At 62.5% G+C, this 16,009-nt stretch carries 14 protein-coding genes; 7 read left to right on the top strand and 7 right to left on the bottom strand.

Features of this window, described 5'->3' with window-relative positions; all coding sequences use genetic code 11:
* The first annotated feature begins 1 nt into the window (after window position 1).
* Window positions 2–1,399 (top strand): MFS transporter, encoded by a 1,398-nt coding sequence (locus SPH27_RS11895; protein ID WP_182072010.1) that lies wholly within the window; start codon window positions 2–4, stop codon window positions 1,397–1,399.
* Window positions 1,400–1,493: 94 nt separating this feature from the next.
* On the opposite strand, the gene SPH27_RS11890 is transcribed toward SPH27_RS11895, so the two are convergent.
* Genes SPH27_RS11890 through SPH27_RS11875 form a run of 4 tightly spaced genes read right to left on the bottom strand, consistent with a single transcriptional unit; the run spans window position 1,494 to window position 6,240 of the window.
* Window positions 1,494–2,315, bottom strand: coding sequence for an alpha/beta fold hydrolase (locus tag SPH27_RS11890; protein WP_182072012.1), 822 nt, complete (start codon window positions 2,313–2,315; stop codon window positions 1,494–1,496).
* Window positions 2,316–2,345: 30 nt separating this feature from the next.
* The gene (locus SPH27_RS11885; RefSeq protein WP_182072014.1) at window positions 2,346–3,965 is read right to left on the bottom strand and encodes an MFS transporter; all 1,620 of its coding nucleotides are present in this window, start codon (window positions 3,963–3,965) and stop codon (window positions 2,346–2,348) included.
* Window positions 3,962–4,369, bottom strand: a complete 408-nt coding sequence (locus SPH27_RS11880) for a DoxX family protein (RefSeq protein ID WP_182072016.1) — start codon at window positions 4,367–4,369, stop codon at window positions 3,962–3,964. Before SPH27_RS11880 ends, SPH27_RS11885 begins: the two co-directional genes overlap by 4 nt.
* Window positions 4,369–6,240, bottom strand: a complete 1,872-nt coding sequence (locus SPH27_RS11875; RefSeq protein ID WP_182072018.1) for an amidohydrolase — start codon at window positions 6,238–6,240, stop codon at window positions 4,369–4,371. Before SPH27_RS11875 ends, SPH27_RS11880 begins: the two co-directional genes overlap by 1 nt.
* A 218-nt stretch (window positions 6,241–6,458) precedes the next feature.
* Here SPH27_RS11875 and SPH27_RS11870 point away from each other — a divergent pair, with 218 nt between their 5' ends.
* From SPH27_RS11870 to SPH27_RS11850, 5 genes are all read left to right on the top strand, one after another.
* Window positions 6,459–7,145 carry a hydrolase gene (locus SPH27_RS11870; RefSeq protein ID WP_023334356.1) on the top strand — a complete coding sequence of 229 codons (687 nt, stop codon included), beginning with the start codon at window positions 6,459–6,461 and terminating at the stop codon, window positions 7,143–7,145.
* A gap of 61 nt (window positions 7,146–7,206) precedes the next feature.
* Entirely contained in the window at window positions 7,207–7,428 is a 222-nt protein-coding gene (locus tag SPH27_RS11865; RefSeq protein WP_039260948.1) for a DUF1427 family protein, read from the top strand.
* Window positions 7,425–7,685, top strand: coding sequence for a XapX domain-containing protein (locus SPH27_RS11860; protein ID WP_010427264.1), 261 nt, complete (start codon window positions 7,425–7,427; stop codon window positions 7,683–7,685). Before SPH27_RS11865 ends, SPH27_RS11860 begins: the two co-directional genes overlap by 4 nt.
* Window positions 7,686–7,708: 23 nt before the next feature.
* A complete protein-coding gene (locus SPH27_RS11855) occupies window positions 7,709–8,089 on the top strand; it encodes a response regulator transcription factor (RefSeq protein ID WP_033144522.1) in 381 nt (126 codons plus the stop codon).
* A 9-nt stretch (window positions 8,090–8,098) separates the two neighbouring features.
* Window positions 8,099–13,681 (top strand): ATP-binding protein, encoded by a 5,583-nt coding sequence (locus tag SPH27_RS11850; RefSeq protein WP_182072020.1) that lies wholly within the window; start codon window positions 8,099–8,101, stop codon window positions 13,679–13,681.
* Between the two features lie 3 nt (window positions 13,682–13,684).
* On the opposite strand, the gene SPH27_RS11845 is transcribed toward SPH27_RS11850, so the two are convergent.
* Window positions 13,685–14,302: a response regulator transcription factor gene (locus tag SPH27_RS11845; protein ID WP_032660951.1), complete on the bottom strand. Its 618-nt coding sequence runs from the start codon at window positions 14,300–14,302 to the stop codon at window positions 13,685–13,687.
* Between the two features lie 185 nt (window positions 14,303–14,487).
* On the bottom strand, window positions 14,488–14,874 hold the full coding sequence (locus SPH27_RS11840) for a VOC family protein (protein ID WP_182072022.1): 387 nt from the start codon (window positions 14,872–14,874) through the stop codon (window positions 14,488–14,490).
* 88 nt (window positions 14,875–14,962) lie between these two features.
* Here SPH27_RS11840 and SPH27_RS11835 point away from each other — a divergent pair, with 88 nt between their 5' ends.
* Window positions 14,963–15,565, top strand: a complete 603-nt coding sequence (locus tag SPH27_RS11835) for an ATP-dependent Clp protease proteolytic subunit (protein ID WP_023310243.1) — start codon at window positions 14,963–14,965, stop codon at window positions 15,563–15,565.
* A gap of 58 nt (window positions 15,566–15,623) precedes the next feature.
* On the opposite strand, the gene SPH27_RS11830 is transcribed toward SPH27_RS11835, so the two are convergent.
* Window positions 15,624–15,920, bottom strand: a complete 297-nt coding sequence (locus SPH27_RS11830; RefSeq protein ID WP_048980634.1) for a hypothetical protein — start codon at window positions 15,918–15,920, stop codon at window positions 15,624–15,626.
* Between the last annotated feature and the right edge of the window lie 89 nt (window positions 15,921–16,009).

Genomic DNA, 16,009 nt, shown 5'->3' with positions numbered 1-16,009 from the left:
AATGGCAACGACAATGAAAATACCGTCTCGCGAGCTGTGGTCTTATTTTGGCTATGGTTTAGGTCAGTGTTTTAGCTTTGGTTTAGTGGGTTCGTTTATTAACTATTTTTACACCGACGTGCTGGGGATTTCGGCGCTGGCGGCGAGCACCATCTTCCTGATTGCCCGCGCGTGGGACGCGGTTCACGATCCGCTGTTTGCCAGCATTATGGACACCATTAACAGCCGGTTCGGCAAGTTTCGCCACTTTTTGCTGATCGCGCCGCTGCTGATCACCGGCGTCACGCTGCTGTCGTTCTATAAAATCGAAGCGGACATGACCACCAAAATCCTCTACGCCGGGGTGACCTACATCCTGTGGGGGACGCTGTACGCCATCTCCGATATCCCGTTCTGGTCGATGTCGTCGGTGATGACCAACGACTCCGCCCAGCGCACCCGCGCGGTGACGGCGGCGATGCTCGGGGTCAACGCGGGGATTGCCTGCGCCAACATCTTCTTCCCGAAGCTGGCGGCGTTCTTCGCCCAGTACAGCAACGATAAAGGCTACTTTATGGCGGCGCTGGTGATGATGCTGGTGGGCCTGCCGCTGATGCTCAACGGCTTTATGCAGATCAAAGAGCGCGTGCCGCCGAGCCCGGAAAAGGTGACCATCCGCGACACCTTCCGCAATCTGCGCCAGAACAAGCCGCTGTTTATCGTCCTGCTGTCGTTCTTTTTCTGCGTGTTTCATAACGTGGCGGGCGGGCTGTATATCTACTTCTTTATCAACAACCTGGGCGATGGCAGCCTGCAGATGGCGATTGGCGTGATGGGGATCGTGGCGGCGGTGCTGTGCCTGGTCGCCCCGATGCTGACGCGCCGGATGCAGAAGCGGAAGCTGTTTATGATCCTCTGCGGGCTGGACGTGGCGGTGCGCGTGGTGATGTGGTTTGTCGGGTATCAGCAGGTGACGATGCTGTTTATTCTGCTCGGCCTGAGCACGCTGTTCGTGATGATGACCAACATCCTCACCTCGTCGATGATTGCCGACACCATCGAGTACGCGGAGTACCACACCCACAAGCGCTGCGCGGCGATCACCTTCTCCGGGCAGACCTTTACCGGTAAGATGTCGGTGGCGGTGGGTGGCGGGTTAATCGGCGTGTTCCTGACGATGATTGGCTACGTGCCGCAGGCGCAAATCCAGAGCGAAGGCGTGCTGTCGGGGCTGTTCTTCGGGATCTGCCTGCTGCCGGCGATAGGGTCGCTGATCCGAATAGTGTTTATGTCGCGCTTTACCTTCACCGAGGAGAAGCACGCGGAGATTTGTCGGCTACTGGCGGAGCGGAACGCGTCTGCGAAAGCGCCGGGTGGCGGCTGCGCCTTACCCGGCCTACGAAACCCCGTGAGGCAATAAATCGCACAGGCCGACAAAACCCCGAGGATCCACAAATCGCACGGGACATGTAGGCCTGATAAGCGAAGCGCCATCAGGCTTCGCTTTTAAAGACTTACAGCGACTTCACAAACGCCAGCAAATCTTCGTTGAGCTGGTCCTGATGGGTCAGCGCGAAGCCGTGCGGCGCGTTGTCGTACACCTTCAGCGTGGCGTTTTTGATCATCTCCGCCGCCAGCTTGCCGGTGCTTTCAAACGGTACGATCTGGTCGTTGCTGCCGTGGATCACCAGCGTCGGCACGTCGATTTTCGCCATATCCGGGCGGAAGTCGGTTTCGCCGAACGCGGTCACGCAGTCGATGGTGCCCTTCAGCGACGCCAGCAGGGCGATGTTCAGCGTCTGGGTCAGGGCACCGGCGGAAACGGTCTGCCCGGCGTTGATGCCGTAGAACGGCGTCGCGAAGTCGCTGATGAACTGGGCGCGATCTTTACGCAGTCCGTCGCGAATGCCGTCGAACACGCTCTGATCCACGCCCTGCGGGAAGGAGTCGGATTTACCGAAGATCGGCGTCACCGCGCCCAGCAGCGCCAGACCGGCCACGCGCGCGCTGCCGTAGTTGTTGATGTAACGGGTCACGTCGCCGCCGCCCATGGAGAAGCCCACCAGCGCCACGTCGCGCAGATCCAGCGTGGTAATCAGGTCGTTGATGTCGGACGCAAAGGTGTCGTAGTCGTAGCCGTTCCACGGCTGATCCGAGCGGCCAAAGCCGCGGCGGTCAAAGGCGATGGCGCGGAAGCCGCGCTCGGCCAGGTAGTTCAGCTGGCTGTCCCACATGTCGCCGTCCAGCGGCCAGCCGTGGCTGAAGAGAACCGGTTTGCCCGCGCCGCCGTCCTTGTAGTAAATCTGCGTGCCGTCTTTTGCCTTAAACGTTGCCATAGTGTGTTCCTGTGCAGGTGATGATTAGGATTATACCGGCGCGACCAGGTAGCGAATTGCCGGTGATGTTGTGCCCTGATGAAAAGCCAGAACGCGGCTCTGCAGCAGGAGGTCATTCATGGTGTGGCGCTCCTGCTGGCGCAGATGCTCGATCCACGAGCCCATCAGGAAGGTCTCGATAAACAGACCGGGGCGCTCAATATCCTCGTATACCGCCCAGCTCATCGCCCCGGCGCGGCGGCGCACCCGGCGCAGCTCGTGGACGGCTTCCAGGAAGGCTCTGGTGTTCTGCGGGTCGATGATGTACTCGTGCGATACCAGCACCGGGCCGCGCTCGTTGGGCAGATCGATCTCCACGCCGTCCAGCGGCTGGCCGCTCAGGTCGAGGTTCAGGTCCGGATCTTTCCCCAGCTTCCAGCGGAACACGGTGGCGCTCGCCAGCACCATCCCCAGCGTGGCCACAACCAGCGAGGTTGGGGTGCCGAAGCGGGAAGCGATCTGCCCCCAGATGGCGCTGCCCGCAGTCATCGAGCCGAAGAACACCGTCAGGTAGACCGCCAGCGCGCGGGCCTTCACCCAGCGGGCGGCGCTGCGCTGCGCGCCGAGATTCAGCGTTGAAAGCACCGCAATCCACGCGAAGCCGGTGAAGAATTCAAACAGGTTGAGCAGCCAGACGTGGCGCACGAACGCCAGCGCCAGCATGGTGAGGGCAAAGGTCAGGCTGGCGGCCACCATCAGGCGGTCGGCGTCGAGCCGCTGGCGCAGGCGCGGCAGCAGGATCGCCCCGGCAATCGCCCCCAGGCCAATGCACGCCAGCATCACGCCGTAGCCCGCCGGGCCTAAGCCCAGCTCGCGGCGCGCCACCAGCGGCAGTAGCGCCCAGCCCGCGCTGCCGAAAACGAAGAAGGCCACGGTGCGCACCAGCACGTTGCGCAGCACCGGCGCGGCGTGCACGTAGCGAATCCCGGAGCGTACCGCGGAGAAGAAGTGCTCCGGCGGCAGGCGCTGAATGGACGGTGCCGGACGCCAGCGCCACAGCACCCACGCCACGCCGACCACGGACAGCGCGTTGAGGGCAAACACCATCCACGGCCCGGCGAGCGACAGCAGAAAACCGCCCAGCGCCGGGCCAATCGCCCGGCTGATGTTCACCCCCAGCGAGTTCAGCGCCACGGCGGCGCCCAGCTCCGGCTTGCTCACCAGATCGGGCACCACGGCCTGGAACGGCGGCGAGCTCATCGCTGCGCCCACGCTCAGCAGGAACGTCGCCACCAGCAGAACGGTGGGGGTGACGTGTCCGGTGAAGGAGAGCACCGTCAGCCCGGCGGCGGCGATGAACACCCACAGCTGGGAGAAGAGCAGGTATTTACGTCGGTCGACGATGTCCGCCATCACCCCGGACGGCAGGGCAAAGAGGAACATCGGCAGGCTACTGGCCGCCTGCACCAGCGCGATATCCAGCGGGTCGGCGCTCAGAGTCAGCATGCTCCAGTTGATGCCGACGTCGCTCATCCATGAGCCGACGTTAGAGACCACCGTGGCGATCCACAGCATGCGGAACACCGGCTGGCTCAGCGGCTGCCAGGGCGAAACCGTCGGTGCGGGCGTCGTCTCGACGTGTGCGTCGCGAACGTCGTTAACCTGGGTCATGCGAACCTCTCCGTTGCCTTACGCTGCAGCCGCCACTGGCCCGGCCCGGTGAGGGCGAGGGTGGTGAAGATAATCAGCAGCAGCCAGCCAAACTGCCCTTCGGCAATCGACCAGTTCGGGTGGACCGCCAGCATCGCCACCAGCAGCACGGCGATAATCGGCACGCACGCCAGGCGGGTGTACACGCCCGCAATGATAAACAGCGGGCAGATTACCTCGGCGACAATCGCCGGGATCAGGCTGGCGTAAGGCCCGAAGCCGAACGGATCTTCAATGCGCGTCAGCTCTTCGCTGAAGTGCAGCACCTTCGGCAGGCCGTGCACGTACAGCAGCAGCAGGCTGCCGGTCAGGCGCAGGAAGAACAGCCCCAGGTCGACCCGGGGCGGAGCAAAGGTGTTTTTCATCAGAATGCAAAGCAGCTGCAGCCCAGCGCCCCCCAGAAAGCGTTATCGTCGGACACCGGCATCTCTGACGTGCGGGCGAAATCATGCTGGTGGCTGTGAACCCCGCACGGGCCGCTGCAGTGATGGATGGCGCTCATCCCGACGCGGGCGGCCTGCGGCGGCGCGCTGCGGTAGTGGCCCGGTACCTTCACCACCGGGGACCACTCGGGAAGGACCGGAATGGCCGGCGGCGCGAGCGGGCCAAAGCTGCCAGCGGCGTAAACGATGTCGCCGTTGACCACGGTGAGGACGGACTCGATGCCCTTGATCTCCTCTTCCGGCACGCGGAAGAAGTCTTTGCTGAGCACTGCCAGGTCGGCGAGCTGGCCGACCTTGATCTGCCCCTTCTGGTTCTGCTCGCTGGAGAACCACGCGCTGCCCTGGGTCCAGAGCATCAGGGCGGTATCGCGATCCAGGCGGGCGCTGTGGTCGTACATCTGCATCCCGCCGACGGTGCGGCCGGAGACCAGCCAGTAGAGCGCGGTCCACGGGTTGTAGCTCGCCACGCGGGTGGCGTCCGTCCCTAAGCCCACCGGCACGCCGGTCTCGAGCATTTTCGCCACCGGCGGCGTGTGGCGGGTGGCTTCGATGCCGTAGCGCTCGGCAAAGTACTCGCCCTGGAACGCCATGCGGTGCTGGACGGCAATGCCGCCGCCGAGCGCTTTGATGCGGTCGATGTTGGCCTGGGTAACGGTTTCCGCATGGTCGAAGAACCAGTGCAGGCCGTTGAACGGTATGTCGCGGTTCACCTTCTCGAAGACGTCCAGCATGCGGCTGATGGATACGTTATAGGTGGCGTGCAGGCGGAACGGCCAGCGGTGCTCCACCAGATGGCGCACCACGCGCTCCAGCTCGTCCTCCATGCCCGGCGCGAGGTCCGGGCGCGGTTCGAGGAAGTCTTCAAAATCGGCGGCGGAGAAGACCAGCATCTCGCCCGCGCCGTTGTGGCGGAAGAAGTCGCTGCCCTGGCCCGGCGTCAGCATGTCGGTCCATTTTTCAAAGTCTTCCAGCTCGTGGCCCGGACGCTGGGTAAACAGGTTGTAGGCGATGCGGATGGTCATCTGCTTTTTCTCGTGCAGCTCGGCAATCACCTCGTAATCTTCCGGGTAGTTCTGGAAGCCGCCGCCCGCGTCGATGGCGCTGGTCAGCCCCAGACGGTTCAGCTCGCGCATGAACTGGCGGGTGGAGTTAACCTGCTGCTCCAGCGGCAGCTTCGGCCCTTTGGCGAGCGTGGCGTAGAGGATCATGGCGTTCGGACGGGCAATCAGCATCCCGGTCGGGTTGCCGTTGGCGTCGCGCTGGATCTCCCCGCCCGGCGGGTTTGGCGTGTCCTTGGTGTAGCCGACCACCTTCAGCGCGGCGCGGTTGAGCAGGGCGCGGTCGTACAGGTGCAGGATGAAGACCGGGGTGTCCGGCGCGGCGTCGTTGATCTCGTCCAGGGTCGGCATGCGGCGCTCGGCAAACTGGAACTCGGTCCAGCCGCCCACCACGCGCACCCACTGGGGCGACGGCGTGCGCAGGGCCTGCTCTTTCAGCATCCGCAGGGCGTCGGCCAGCGACGGCACGCCTTCCCAGCGCAGTTCAAGGTTGTAGTTCAGCCCGCCGCGGATCAGGTGCAGGTGCGAGTCGTTCAGGCCGGGGATGGCGGTGTGGCCTTTTAAGTCGACCACTTTGGTGCCTTCGCAGTGGTGCTGCATCACCTCGGCGACGGTACCCACTTCCAGAAATTTTCCGTCGCGCACGGCAACGGCTTCCGCGACAGGGTTCTCGCGATCGACGGTGTGAAACTGGCCGTTAACCAGAATGAGATCGGCTTTACCGAGGGTAACCATAAACTGCTCCTGACTGAGAGGGGAATGGTCAGGATTATGGGAACCGGTTTCGGCAAAGATCCAGTTATACAATAGGATAGGTATACCAAAGTATAACTATACTTAAGGTTAACTATACGAAGAGATAATTACGCGCAGGGACGGAAAACCGCAGGATGAGGGTGACTTTATCGTCGCGGCGCTCGCGGCGATTTCACCCTTAACCACTGGAAAATGCTATGACCTCTTCAAAGCTCGAAGTGTTAACCCCTGCGAACTGTCAGGTAATCTTTATCGATCACCAGCCTCAGATGGCGTTTGGCGTGCAGTCTATTGACCGTCAGGTGCTGAAAAACAACACCGTGGCGCTGGCGAAAGCGGCTAAGGTGTTCAACATCCCGACCATCATCACCACCGTTGAGACCGAAAGCTTCTCCGGTAATACCTATCCGGAGCTGCTGGACGTGTTCCCGGGCCAGGACATTCTGGAGCGTACCTCCATGAACTCCTGGGACGACCAGAAGGTGCGCGACGCGCTGCAGGCCAACGGCAAGAAGAAAGTGGTGGTTGCCGGCCTGTGGACCGAAGTGTGCAACAACAGCTTTGCCCTGTGCGCGATGCTGGAAGGCGACTACGAAATTTATATGGTGGCGGACGCGTCCGGCGGCACCTCCAAAGAAGCCCACGACTACGCGATGCAGCGCATGATCCAGGCGGGCGTGATCCCGGTCACCTGGCAGCAGGTGATGCTGGAGTGGCAGCGCGACTGGGCGCGTAAAGAGACCTACACCGCGGTGATGGACATCGTGCGCGAGCACTCCGGCGCGTACGGCATGGGCGTCGATTACGCCTACACCATGGTGCACAAAGCGCCGTCTCGCCAGAAGAGCGAGCACCGCACCTTAGCGCCGGTCCCGGCCCGCTAAGTTCCGCTGGCGGGCTGGTCCCTCATCCGGCTCGCCGCTGCCTCTTTCTCTGGAGTTCACAATGAGTACTGGGCTGATATCCCTTGCGGCAGGCGTGTTGATTGGCCTGATGTATGCCGTGCTGAAGGTGCGCTCCCCCGCGCCGCCCGCGCTGGCGCTGATTGGCCTGCTGGGGATGCTGGCGGGTGAACAGGCGACGCGCCATCTGTTATCCCGCGACGGCGCGCCGCCGCCTCCGGTGACCGTTCCGCAGGTCAAATCGCAGACGGGAGCGTCGTCATGAAAGCATGGATAATTTCGCTGGTGTGCGGCGTGGTTGCTGGGGTAATTTACGCCCTGCTCGACGTGCATTCCCCGGCGCCGCCGGTTGTCGCCCTGCTTGGCCTGTTTGGCATGCTGGTGGGCGAACAGCTCATCCCGGTGGGACGGCGTTTACTGAGTCGCGAACCGCTTACCCTCGCCTGGTTTCGTCACGAATGCGTGCCGAAAATCAGCGGCACGGCGCCTCCTGCGCCCGCGAAGGACGATCGCGACGTTTAATGATTTACCAGAGGAAAGACAGCATGACGCTGCCGTGGCGCATTGCCATCATTGATGACGAACGATCCGTCCGCAGCGGGCTGAGTAATCTCCTGGAGTCGGAAGGCTATGCCGCCGATACGTTTGATTCGGCAGAGGTGTTTCTGAGCCATCCTTTCGCCCTGTCCGGTGCGGCGCTGGTGATCACCGACATCAAGCTGCGGGGCATGAGCGGCCTGGAGCTGTTTGAAAAGCTGCGGCTGCTGGCCGTACCGCCTCCGCCCGTGCTCTTTATCTCCGGTCATGCTGATGAAAATATGCAGCGGTACGCTCTTGATCTGGGCGCCGCTGCATTTTTGCGTAAGCCCATTAACATCGATATTCTGCTGGATCATATTCAGCGGGAGATGGCCCGCCGACAATAAGGATCGCGGATGAACGAACACGAGCAGCCTGCATTCTGGCCCGCCCTGGGGAATCTTCACCAGGGGCGGGTTTTTGTCCTTAAAGAGGATGTGATTTTTACCGTGCTGGCGCAGGAGGGCGGAATCGCCTGGATGCACGCGCGACATCCTCATTCCGGCGGCTCGTTCATTATCGCTACCGCGGTCAGCGACGAAGAGGAAGAGCGGGCCACCCGGCTGCTCAAAAACGAGTTTGCGCTGCGCGACGTGCTGCAGGACAGCTGGGCCATTCGCGCCGTTGCGTCAACGCAGTACCGGGGGCGCTTCGCGCTGGTGTACGCCCCGTTTTCGTTTGAGCTGCTGGCGCGGCGTGCGGGCAGGGCGATCTCGGGCATCACGCGCTTTCTCGAGATGGCGATCCAGATCTGCGTTCCCCTGCGCCAGATGCATCTGCAAAACCTGATCCACGGCGATATCAAGCCCGGCAGTATTTTTGTTCATCACGACGCCACCTGCCGTCTGGGCAGCTTTGGCCTTTCAAGCAGTCTCTCAGATGCCATCACCCAGACCCGGCTTGCCGTTTCAGGCGGTACGCCCGCGTATATGTCGCCGGAGCACACCACCCGCACCCAGCGCCCCGTCGACGGCCGCAGCGATCTCTACAGCCTCGGTATGGTGCTGTACGAACTTCTGACCGGACGCCTGCCGTTTGAGCTGGGGGAGGACGATCGGGCCAACTGGGCGCACTACCATATTGCCTCCGCGCCGCTGGCCCCGGACGCGATCCGCCCGGACGTGCCGGGAATGCTGTCGACCATCATCCTGAAGCTGCTGGAAAAGCACCCCGATAACCGCTACCAGACGGTCGACGGATTGATTGCCGACCTTCGCCGCTGCCAGGCGACGCTGACCTGCGAGGGCGAGATCGTCGCCTTTACCCCCGGCCAGCAGGACCGCACCCCGGCGATCCATCTGGCGGACTCCCTCTTCGCGACGCATCCGCAGGCGAACGACGTTATTGCGGCGTTTGAGCGGGTGAGTCAGAACCTGGTGCCGGAGCTGGTGACAATCGGCGGGCCGTCGGGGATCGGCAAATCTTCGATCATCGCGACGGCGCTCAAAACGCTGCAGCAGCGTACGGTGCTGCTGGCGGTGGGCAAAGTCGACCAGTTTTCGCCGTCGCTGCCCTACGGCGTATTAAGCTCCGCGTTCCGCACCCTGACGCTGCACCTGCTGGGGCTGCCCGCAGACGAGGTGGCGAAGTGGAAAATCCGCCTGTCTCGCGCCCTGGAGGGGCACGAGGCGCTGGCCGTCAGCCTGGTGCCCGAGCTGGGCCTGCTGCTGGAGAGCAAGCCGCGCTTCTCGGCCGATACGTTTTCCATAGATGCCCGGGCGCGCTTCAGCCATATGGTGCTGGCGCTGGTAAAAACCTTTGCCTCGCAGGGCTGCCCGCTGGTGCTGGTGCTCGACGATCTCCAGTGGAGCGACGCCGCCAGCCTGCATACGCTTAAATACCTGCTGATGAACTGCGGCGCTGTTCCGCTGCTGGTGGTCGCGGCCCACCGGGATATCAGCGCCGTGCCCGACGCCGCCCTGCAGGCGCTGCTGGCGGGCCTGCCGGAGGCGGCGCAAAACGCGAGCGAGATTGTCCCGCAGGCGCTTTCCGTGAAAGCAGTGGCGCGCTGGCTGGCGACGGTATTTCGCACCCGCAGCGCGGCGACGACCGACCTCGCCACGCTGATCCACGAGAAGACGGGCGGCAACCCGCTCTTTGTGCACGAGTTTTTCCGCCGCATCGTGGATGACGGCCTGGTGGTGCACAACAAATATCAGGACAAGTGGCACTACGATCTGCAGGCGATCCGCGCCAGGCACTACACCGAAAACCTCGTCACCCTGGTGCTGGAGCAGCTTGAAGAACTCCCCGACGAGACGCGCCGCCTGCTGGGCAGCATCGCCTGTCTCGGCGGCACGGGCGAGATAGAGATGATCTGCCGCGTGGTCGGCATGTCGATGGCGGAAATGCGCTATGCGCTGCACCCGGCGGTGATGGCCCAGCTCATCGTGCTGGCGGAAAAAAAGTACGCCTTCACCCATGACCGGGTGCAGGAGGCGGCCTTTGCGCTGCTCGATCGGCATGAGAGAAGCCATATTCACCTGACCACCGCCAGCCTGCTGGCCGACGCCGCGCGTCAGGCGGCGGGCAACGAGCTGCTGTTCCGCGCCGTTCACCACGTCACGGCCGCGCTGGACAGCATCCAGCCCGCACCGCAGCGCGAAATGTTCCGCGAGCTGAGCCTGCTGGCCGCGCGGCGCGCGAAGCGTTCGGGAGATTACCTTTCGGCGCTCGGCTATATCCAGACCGCCAGAGCGCTGGGCAACGCCGGGACGGTGTCGGACTTTATGCTCGACATCGAAGAGGCGGGCTGCGAGTTTGCGCTGGGGCACCTGGAGCGGACCCGCGAGCTGTGTGACGCCATTCTCGGCTGCCCCGGCGGGCTGACCGAAAAGGCGCTGGCGGCGAACCTGCTGGTGGAGGTGTACATTCGCCAGTCGGACAGCCGTCTGGCGCTGGAGGCGGCGCTCTGCTGGCTGGGGATTTTCGGGATCCAGATTAGCCGCTATCCGGAAGATGCCGACTGCGACGAGGCCTGGGCGCTCTTTTGCAACCGCACGGCCGACGCGCCGCAAAACCTGTTTGCCCAGCTGTCGCGGATGGATAATCCGGAAACCGAAGCGGTGATGAACCTGCTCTACAGCGCCAGCATTTGCGCCAGCTTCATCTGCCCGCGCCTGCACTTTTTGCTGCTCTGCCGCATGATGCACCTGACCCTCGACCACGGCATTACCGGCGCCTCCACCACGGCGATGGCCTGGTTTGGCGTGCTGATTGGCCACCGCTACGCCGAGTACCGCCTCGGATTCCGGTACGGCACCCTGGCCCGCGAGCTGGTGAATCGCCACGGCTACGACGCGTTCGAAGCCAAAACCCTGCTGCCGCTCGACCAGCTCAGCGTCTGGACCCAGCCTTTATCGTTTACCATCGAGTGCGCGAAGGCCTGCTTCACCTCGGCGGTGACCCACGGGGATATGACGATGGCCTGCTTTGCGGCCTGCCACCAGGTGATTAACTTCCTCTCGCGGGGCGATCACCTGGACGGGGTGTTGACCAGCATCGATCGCGGCCTGGCGTTCGTGCGTAAAACCCACTTCCAGGACGTGGAAACCATTTTGATGGTCCAGCGCGGCTACGTTGAGTTTCTGCGAACGCCGGTCATCGGCACCTGGACCGCGTCGCAGGTGCTGCCGGAGGCGCTGCTTCCCGCGTCGCCGGAGCAGGCGCCGGAGAAAAACTCCACCATGCTCTTCTGGTACTGGCTGTATCGCGGCATGGCGCACTTTACCTGCGGCGAATATGCCGACGCGCAGGCGGATCTCGAGATGGCGGGCTGGTACGCGTGGTCTGCGCCGGGCCACATCCATCTGCTGGATTACCATCTCTACAGCGCCCTGGCGCTCTCCCGTCAGCTGACGCCGGAGACCTTCTCGGCGAACCACCGCCGCAGCATTCACGCCCACTACGACAAAATCGCCCTCTGGGCGCGCGTTAATCCCGGCACGTTCGCGGATAAAGAGGCGCTGATTTACGCCGAAATCGTGCGTCTGGACGGAATGAACAGCATTGCGCTCGAGCAGTATGAGAAGGCGGTCCGGCTCTCCCGCGAGGGCGGGTTTAACCCGATCAACGCGCTGGCCCACGAGCTGGCGGGGCGCTTTGCGCTGGCGTGCGGTTACCCGACCGCCTCGGACGCCCACTTCCGCGGCTCGATTGCCGCCTGGGGCCGCGCGGGCGCGCAGGCCAAGGTGCGCCAGCTGGAGCAGGATTTCCCGCACCTGCTGGCCTCCGGGCAGGCCAGCGCCTACGACACGGTGGCGTTCGCCCAGAACGAGACCATCCGCGATCTGCAAAGCGTCATCAAAGCCTCCCGCGCGCTGTCGGAAGAGATTAACCTGGAGCGCTTAATTGAAAATCTGATGACCATCCTGCTCGAACGCGCCGGGGCGCAGCGGGGCCTGCTGCTGCGCGTGAGCGAGAGCCTCATCCCGGAGATTGAGGCCAGCGCCTGGACCAGCACCGAGGGCGTGCGGGTGCGGATCCTGAAAGACGTGCCGACGGCGACCGACCTGCCGCTGTCGGTGCTGGCGGCGGTGATCCGCACCGGGCAGGAGATCCGCACCGGCAGGCCGGAGGAGTTCCATCCCTTCAGTCAGGACCCTTATCTGGTGACCTCGGGGGCGGCGGTCATGTGCGTCCCGATGTTCAAACAGGCGCGGCTGGTAGGCGTGCTCTACCTCGAAAACCGCCTGATGCCGGAGGTCTTCACCGCCGAGCACTCGCGCGTGGTGAGCCTGCTGGGCGCGCAGGCCGCGGTATCCCTTGAGACGGCGCGGCTGTACGCCGAGCTGCTGGCGGAGAACATCCAGCGCCGACGGGTGGAGAAAGAGCTGCGATCCAGCCAGACCTCGCTGATGCTCGGCGAGCAGATCAGCCACACCGGCAGCTGGCGCTGGGAGCTGGAGCAGGATCTGATGTTTGTCTCGGAAGAGTACGCCCGCATTCTCGGCCTGCCCGGGCAGCAAAAGACGATCTCCATGGCGGAGTTTTTGACCTTCGTCCATGAGGACGATTACGCCCGCATCAGCGCCATCGTCACCCAAAGCGTGCGCGACGGGCTCTCCATGCGCGCGGAGTTTCGCGTTAAGCGTACCGACGGCTCAACGCGCTACATCCTCGGGATTGGCGATCCGGTGGGCGTGGGCAGCGAGGTGAACGAGTATTACGGCATCATCACCGATATCACCGGCCAGCGCGCGGCGGAGGATGCCATGCGGGTCGCGCAGGCGGATCTGGCGCGGGTTTCCCGGGCCACCACCGTCGGGCAGCTGACCTCCTCCATCGCCCACGAGATCAACCAGCCGCTGATGTCGATCGTCTCGAACGCCGGGGCGAGCCTGCGCTGGCTCAACCGCGAGCCCGCCCGTCTGGATAAAGTGCGTGAGGGGCTGGAGGAGATCGCCGCGGAAGGCGCGCGGGCGGGGGAGATCATTCGCAGCATCCAGTCCCTGACGCGCAAGCAGGATCCCACCTTCTCGCGCATCGACATGCACTACCTGATCCACCATATCATCACGCTCTCGCGCAGCGAGCTGGAGCAGAGACACATTAGCGTTGATTATCTGTTAAGGGCGCAGGACAGCTTTATCACCGGCGATAGCGTGCAGATCCAGCAGGTGCTGCTCAATCTGGTGATGAATGCGGTTGAGGCGATGGCCGAGGTGAAGGATCGCGCCAGCACCATTACCCTCAGCACCGCCAACGCGGACGGGAAAGTGATCGTCGAGATCGCCGATACCGGGAGCGGCATTGAGCCCGAGCGGCTGGAGCAGATTTTTGACTCGTTCTACTCCACCAAGGCGCAGGGGATGGGGATGGGGCTGACCATCAGCGCCAGCATCATCGAGCGCCACTGCGGGAAGCTGAGCGCGCGCCGCCGGGAGCCGTACGGCACGGTGTTCGCGTTTGCGCTGCCGCTGGCGGCGCAGGAAGGGTAAAGGTTACTCCGCAGGCTGGCTATTGGTCAGGCGCTCAACGGCCCTGACCAGCTCCGCGACGGAGCGCACCTGCATTTTCTCCATCACGCGGCGGCGGTGCACCTTCACCGTGATCTCGCTGACGCCCAGCTCGGCGGCAATCTGCTTGTTCAGCATGCCGCTTATCGCCAGCGTCAGCACCTCGTGCTCGCGCGGGGTGAGGGACATGTGGCGCTGCTTCAGGGCGTAGTGCTCTTTATTGCGCGCGGCGTTGTGTTCCGCCAGCTGAAGCGCGGACTCAATGGCGTCGATAAGCGCGGTGGATTCGACGGGCTTGGTGAGAAATTCGTACGCGCCGCCTTTAATGGCGCGCACCGACATCGGGATAGTGCCGTGGCCGGTAAGAAAAATAATCGGGATCTCGCGCCCGCTGTCCTTTAGGGCGTCAGCCACCTCAAAGCCCGAGATGGCGGGCATTTGCATATCGAGGACCACGCACGACGGGAGCTCTTCAAAGCGGTGTTGAAGAAACGCTTCTGCCGATGAAAAGCCGACGGCGTTCAGGTCCGCCGAATCCAGCAGCCCGATCACGGACTGCCTGACTGCGTCATCGTCATCAACCACATACACAATGTGTTCCATTCACCGCCCCGGTGCTGATTTACATGTCGAGGATGCAAACAATCCCGCCGGTTACGTAAGGGACTGTTTATGCTGACTTTCATCTTAACACATTAACTATCATTATCATTTAACAATATGATAACCGTATGAAGATGAAGTATAGCGATACGTGACCGGGGCGGCTAAGCAACGAAACGCTGATTTTATGCACCCACAAGCTCAATGCGGTTGCCGTCCGGATCCGCAATTACCGCTTCATAGAAGCCGTCCCCGGTCATGCGCGGGGCGCTGAGCAGCGTGCCGTTGGCCTGTGCCCGCTCCGCCATGCTGTCGACCTGCGCTTTGCTGCCGACGTTGATGGCGATATGCGCCCAGCCGATAAACTCCGGGTGCGCAGGGGCGTCGGACAGATCCGGCAGCGTCATCAGCTCGATGGTCGGCCCGTTATCCAGCGTAATAAAGTGTGATTCGAAACCGGGACGATTTTTACTGACGTAGCGTTCGTTACTGCGGCCACCAAACACCGTTTCCCAGAACTGAACCTGCGCGTTCAGGCTGCGGGTCCAGAGTGCGACATGGGCAATATTCATAAGCTCCCTCGTTATTTGTCTGTGAGGACTTTCACCGGTAAAACAGGCTACACTCTGGTTTTGAGCGCGACAAGCTGAGGAAATAACAATGCACTACACACTGAAAGATAGCGACAAGGAAAAAGCGGAAGGGTCAAACGGCGCGGGCGCTCTGCAGCAAAAACTGCTGGAGTCTCGTTCGATTGTGATCTCCGGTGAGATCAACCAGGAGCTGGCGCAGAAGGTCATCACCCAGATGATCCTGCTGCAAAGCGTCAGCAACGATCCGATCAAGCTGTATATCAACAGCCAGGGCGGCCACGTGGAAGCGGGCGATACCATCCACGACTTCATCAAGTTCATCCGCCCGGAAGTGCACGTCATCGGCACCGGCTGGGTGGCGAGCGCCGGGATCACCATCTTCCTGGCGGCGAAAAAAGAGCACCGCTACTCGCTGCCAAATACCCGCTTTATGATCCACCAGCCGCTGGGCGGCGTGCGCGGTCAGGCGACGGATATTGAGATCGAAGCGCGCGAGATCATCCGCATGCTGGATCGCGTGAACAAGCTGATCGCTGACGCCACCGGCCAGCCGCTGGAAAAAGTGAAAAAAGACACCGATCGCAACTTCTGGATGTCTCCGGCAGAAGCGCTGGACTACGGCATCGTGGGTAAACTGATTACCCATTATGACGAGCTGAAGCTGGATTAAGTTTTCGCGGCGTGTTTGTGTCGGGTGGCGGCTTCGCCTTACCCGACCTACGCCGGACCTAGCGTACCTCGAACACCACCGCCATCCAGTTCGTTCGCGTGCCTGGCGGAAACGCCGGGTAAGGATCGAGCCGTGTGCATGCCCCCGCCCAGATGTATGTATCCTCATCAATGCGATACCAGTGCGCGTTGCCTTCCACAGCATCCCCCATCACCGCAGCCTGCACCGTCAGCTGGCTTCCCGCAGGGAGTTCACGCGCCACGGGCGAGAATACCGAGGGGTTCTGTTTACGCGTGTAGACCGCTGTTTTGGTCTTAACAAAGCCAGTGACCGGCAGTTCAGTGAAATCGCTCATTTCAGGCCTCATGACAGTTCTCTCTTAACGTAACGATATAAGCCGCTGTAAATATGGCGATCACGATAAAGCGTGAAACTGTCAGAATG

Origin of the sequence: Enterobacter sp. A103, assembly GCF_034427535.1 — a bacterium.
Lineage (GTDB): Bacteria > Pseudomonadota > Gammaproteobacteria > Enterobacterales > Enterobacteriaceae > Enterobacter > Enterobacter asburiae_B.
The sequence above is the reverse complement of the archived record's forward strand: the minus strand, read 5'-3'. Positions and strand labels throughout refer to the sequence as shown.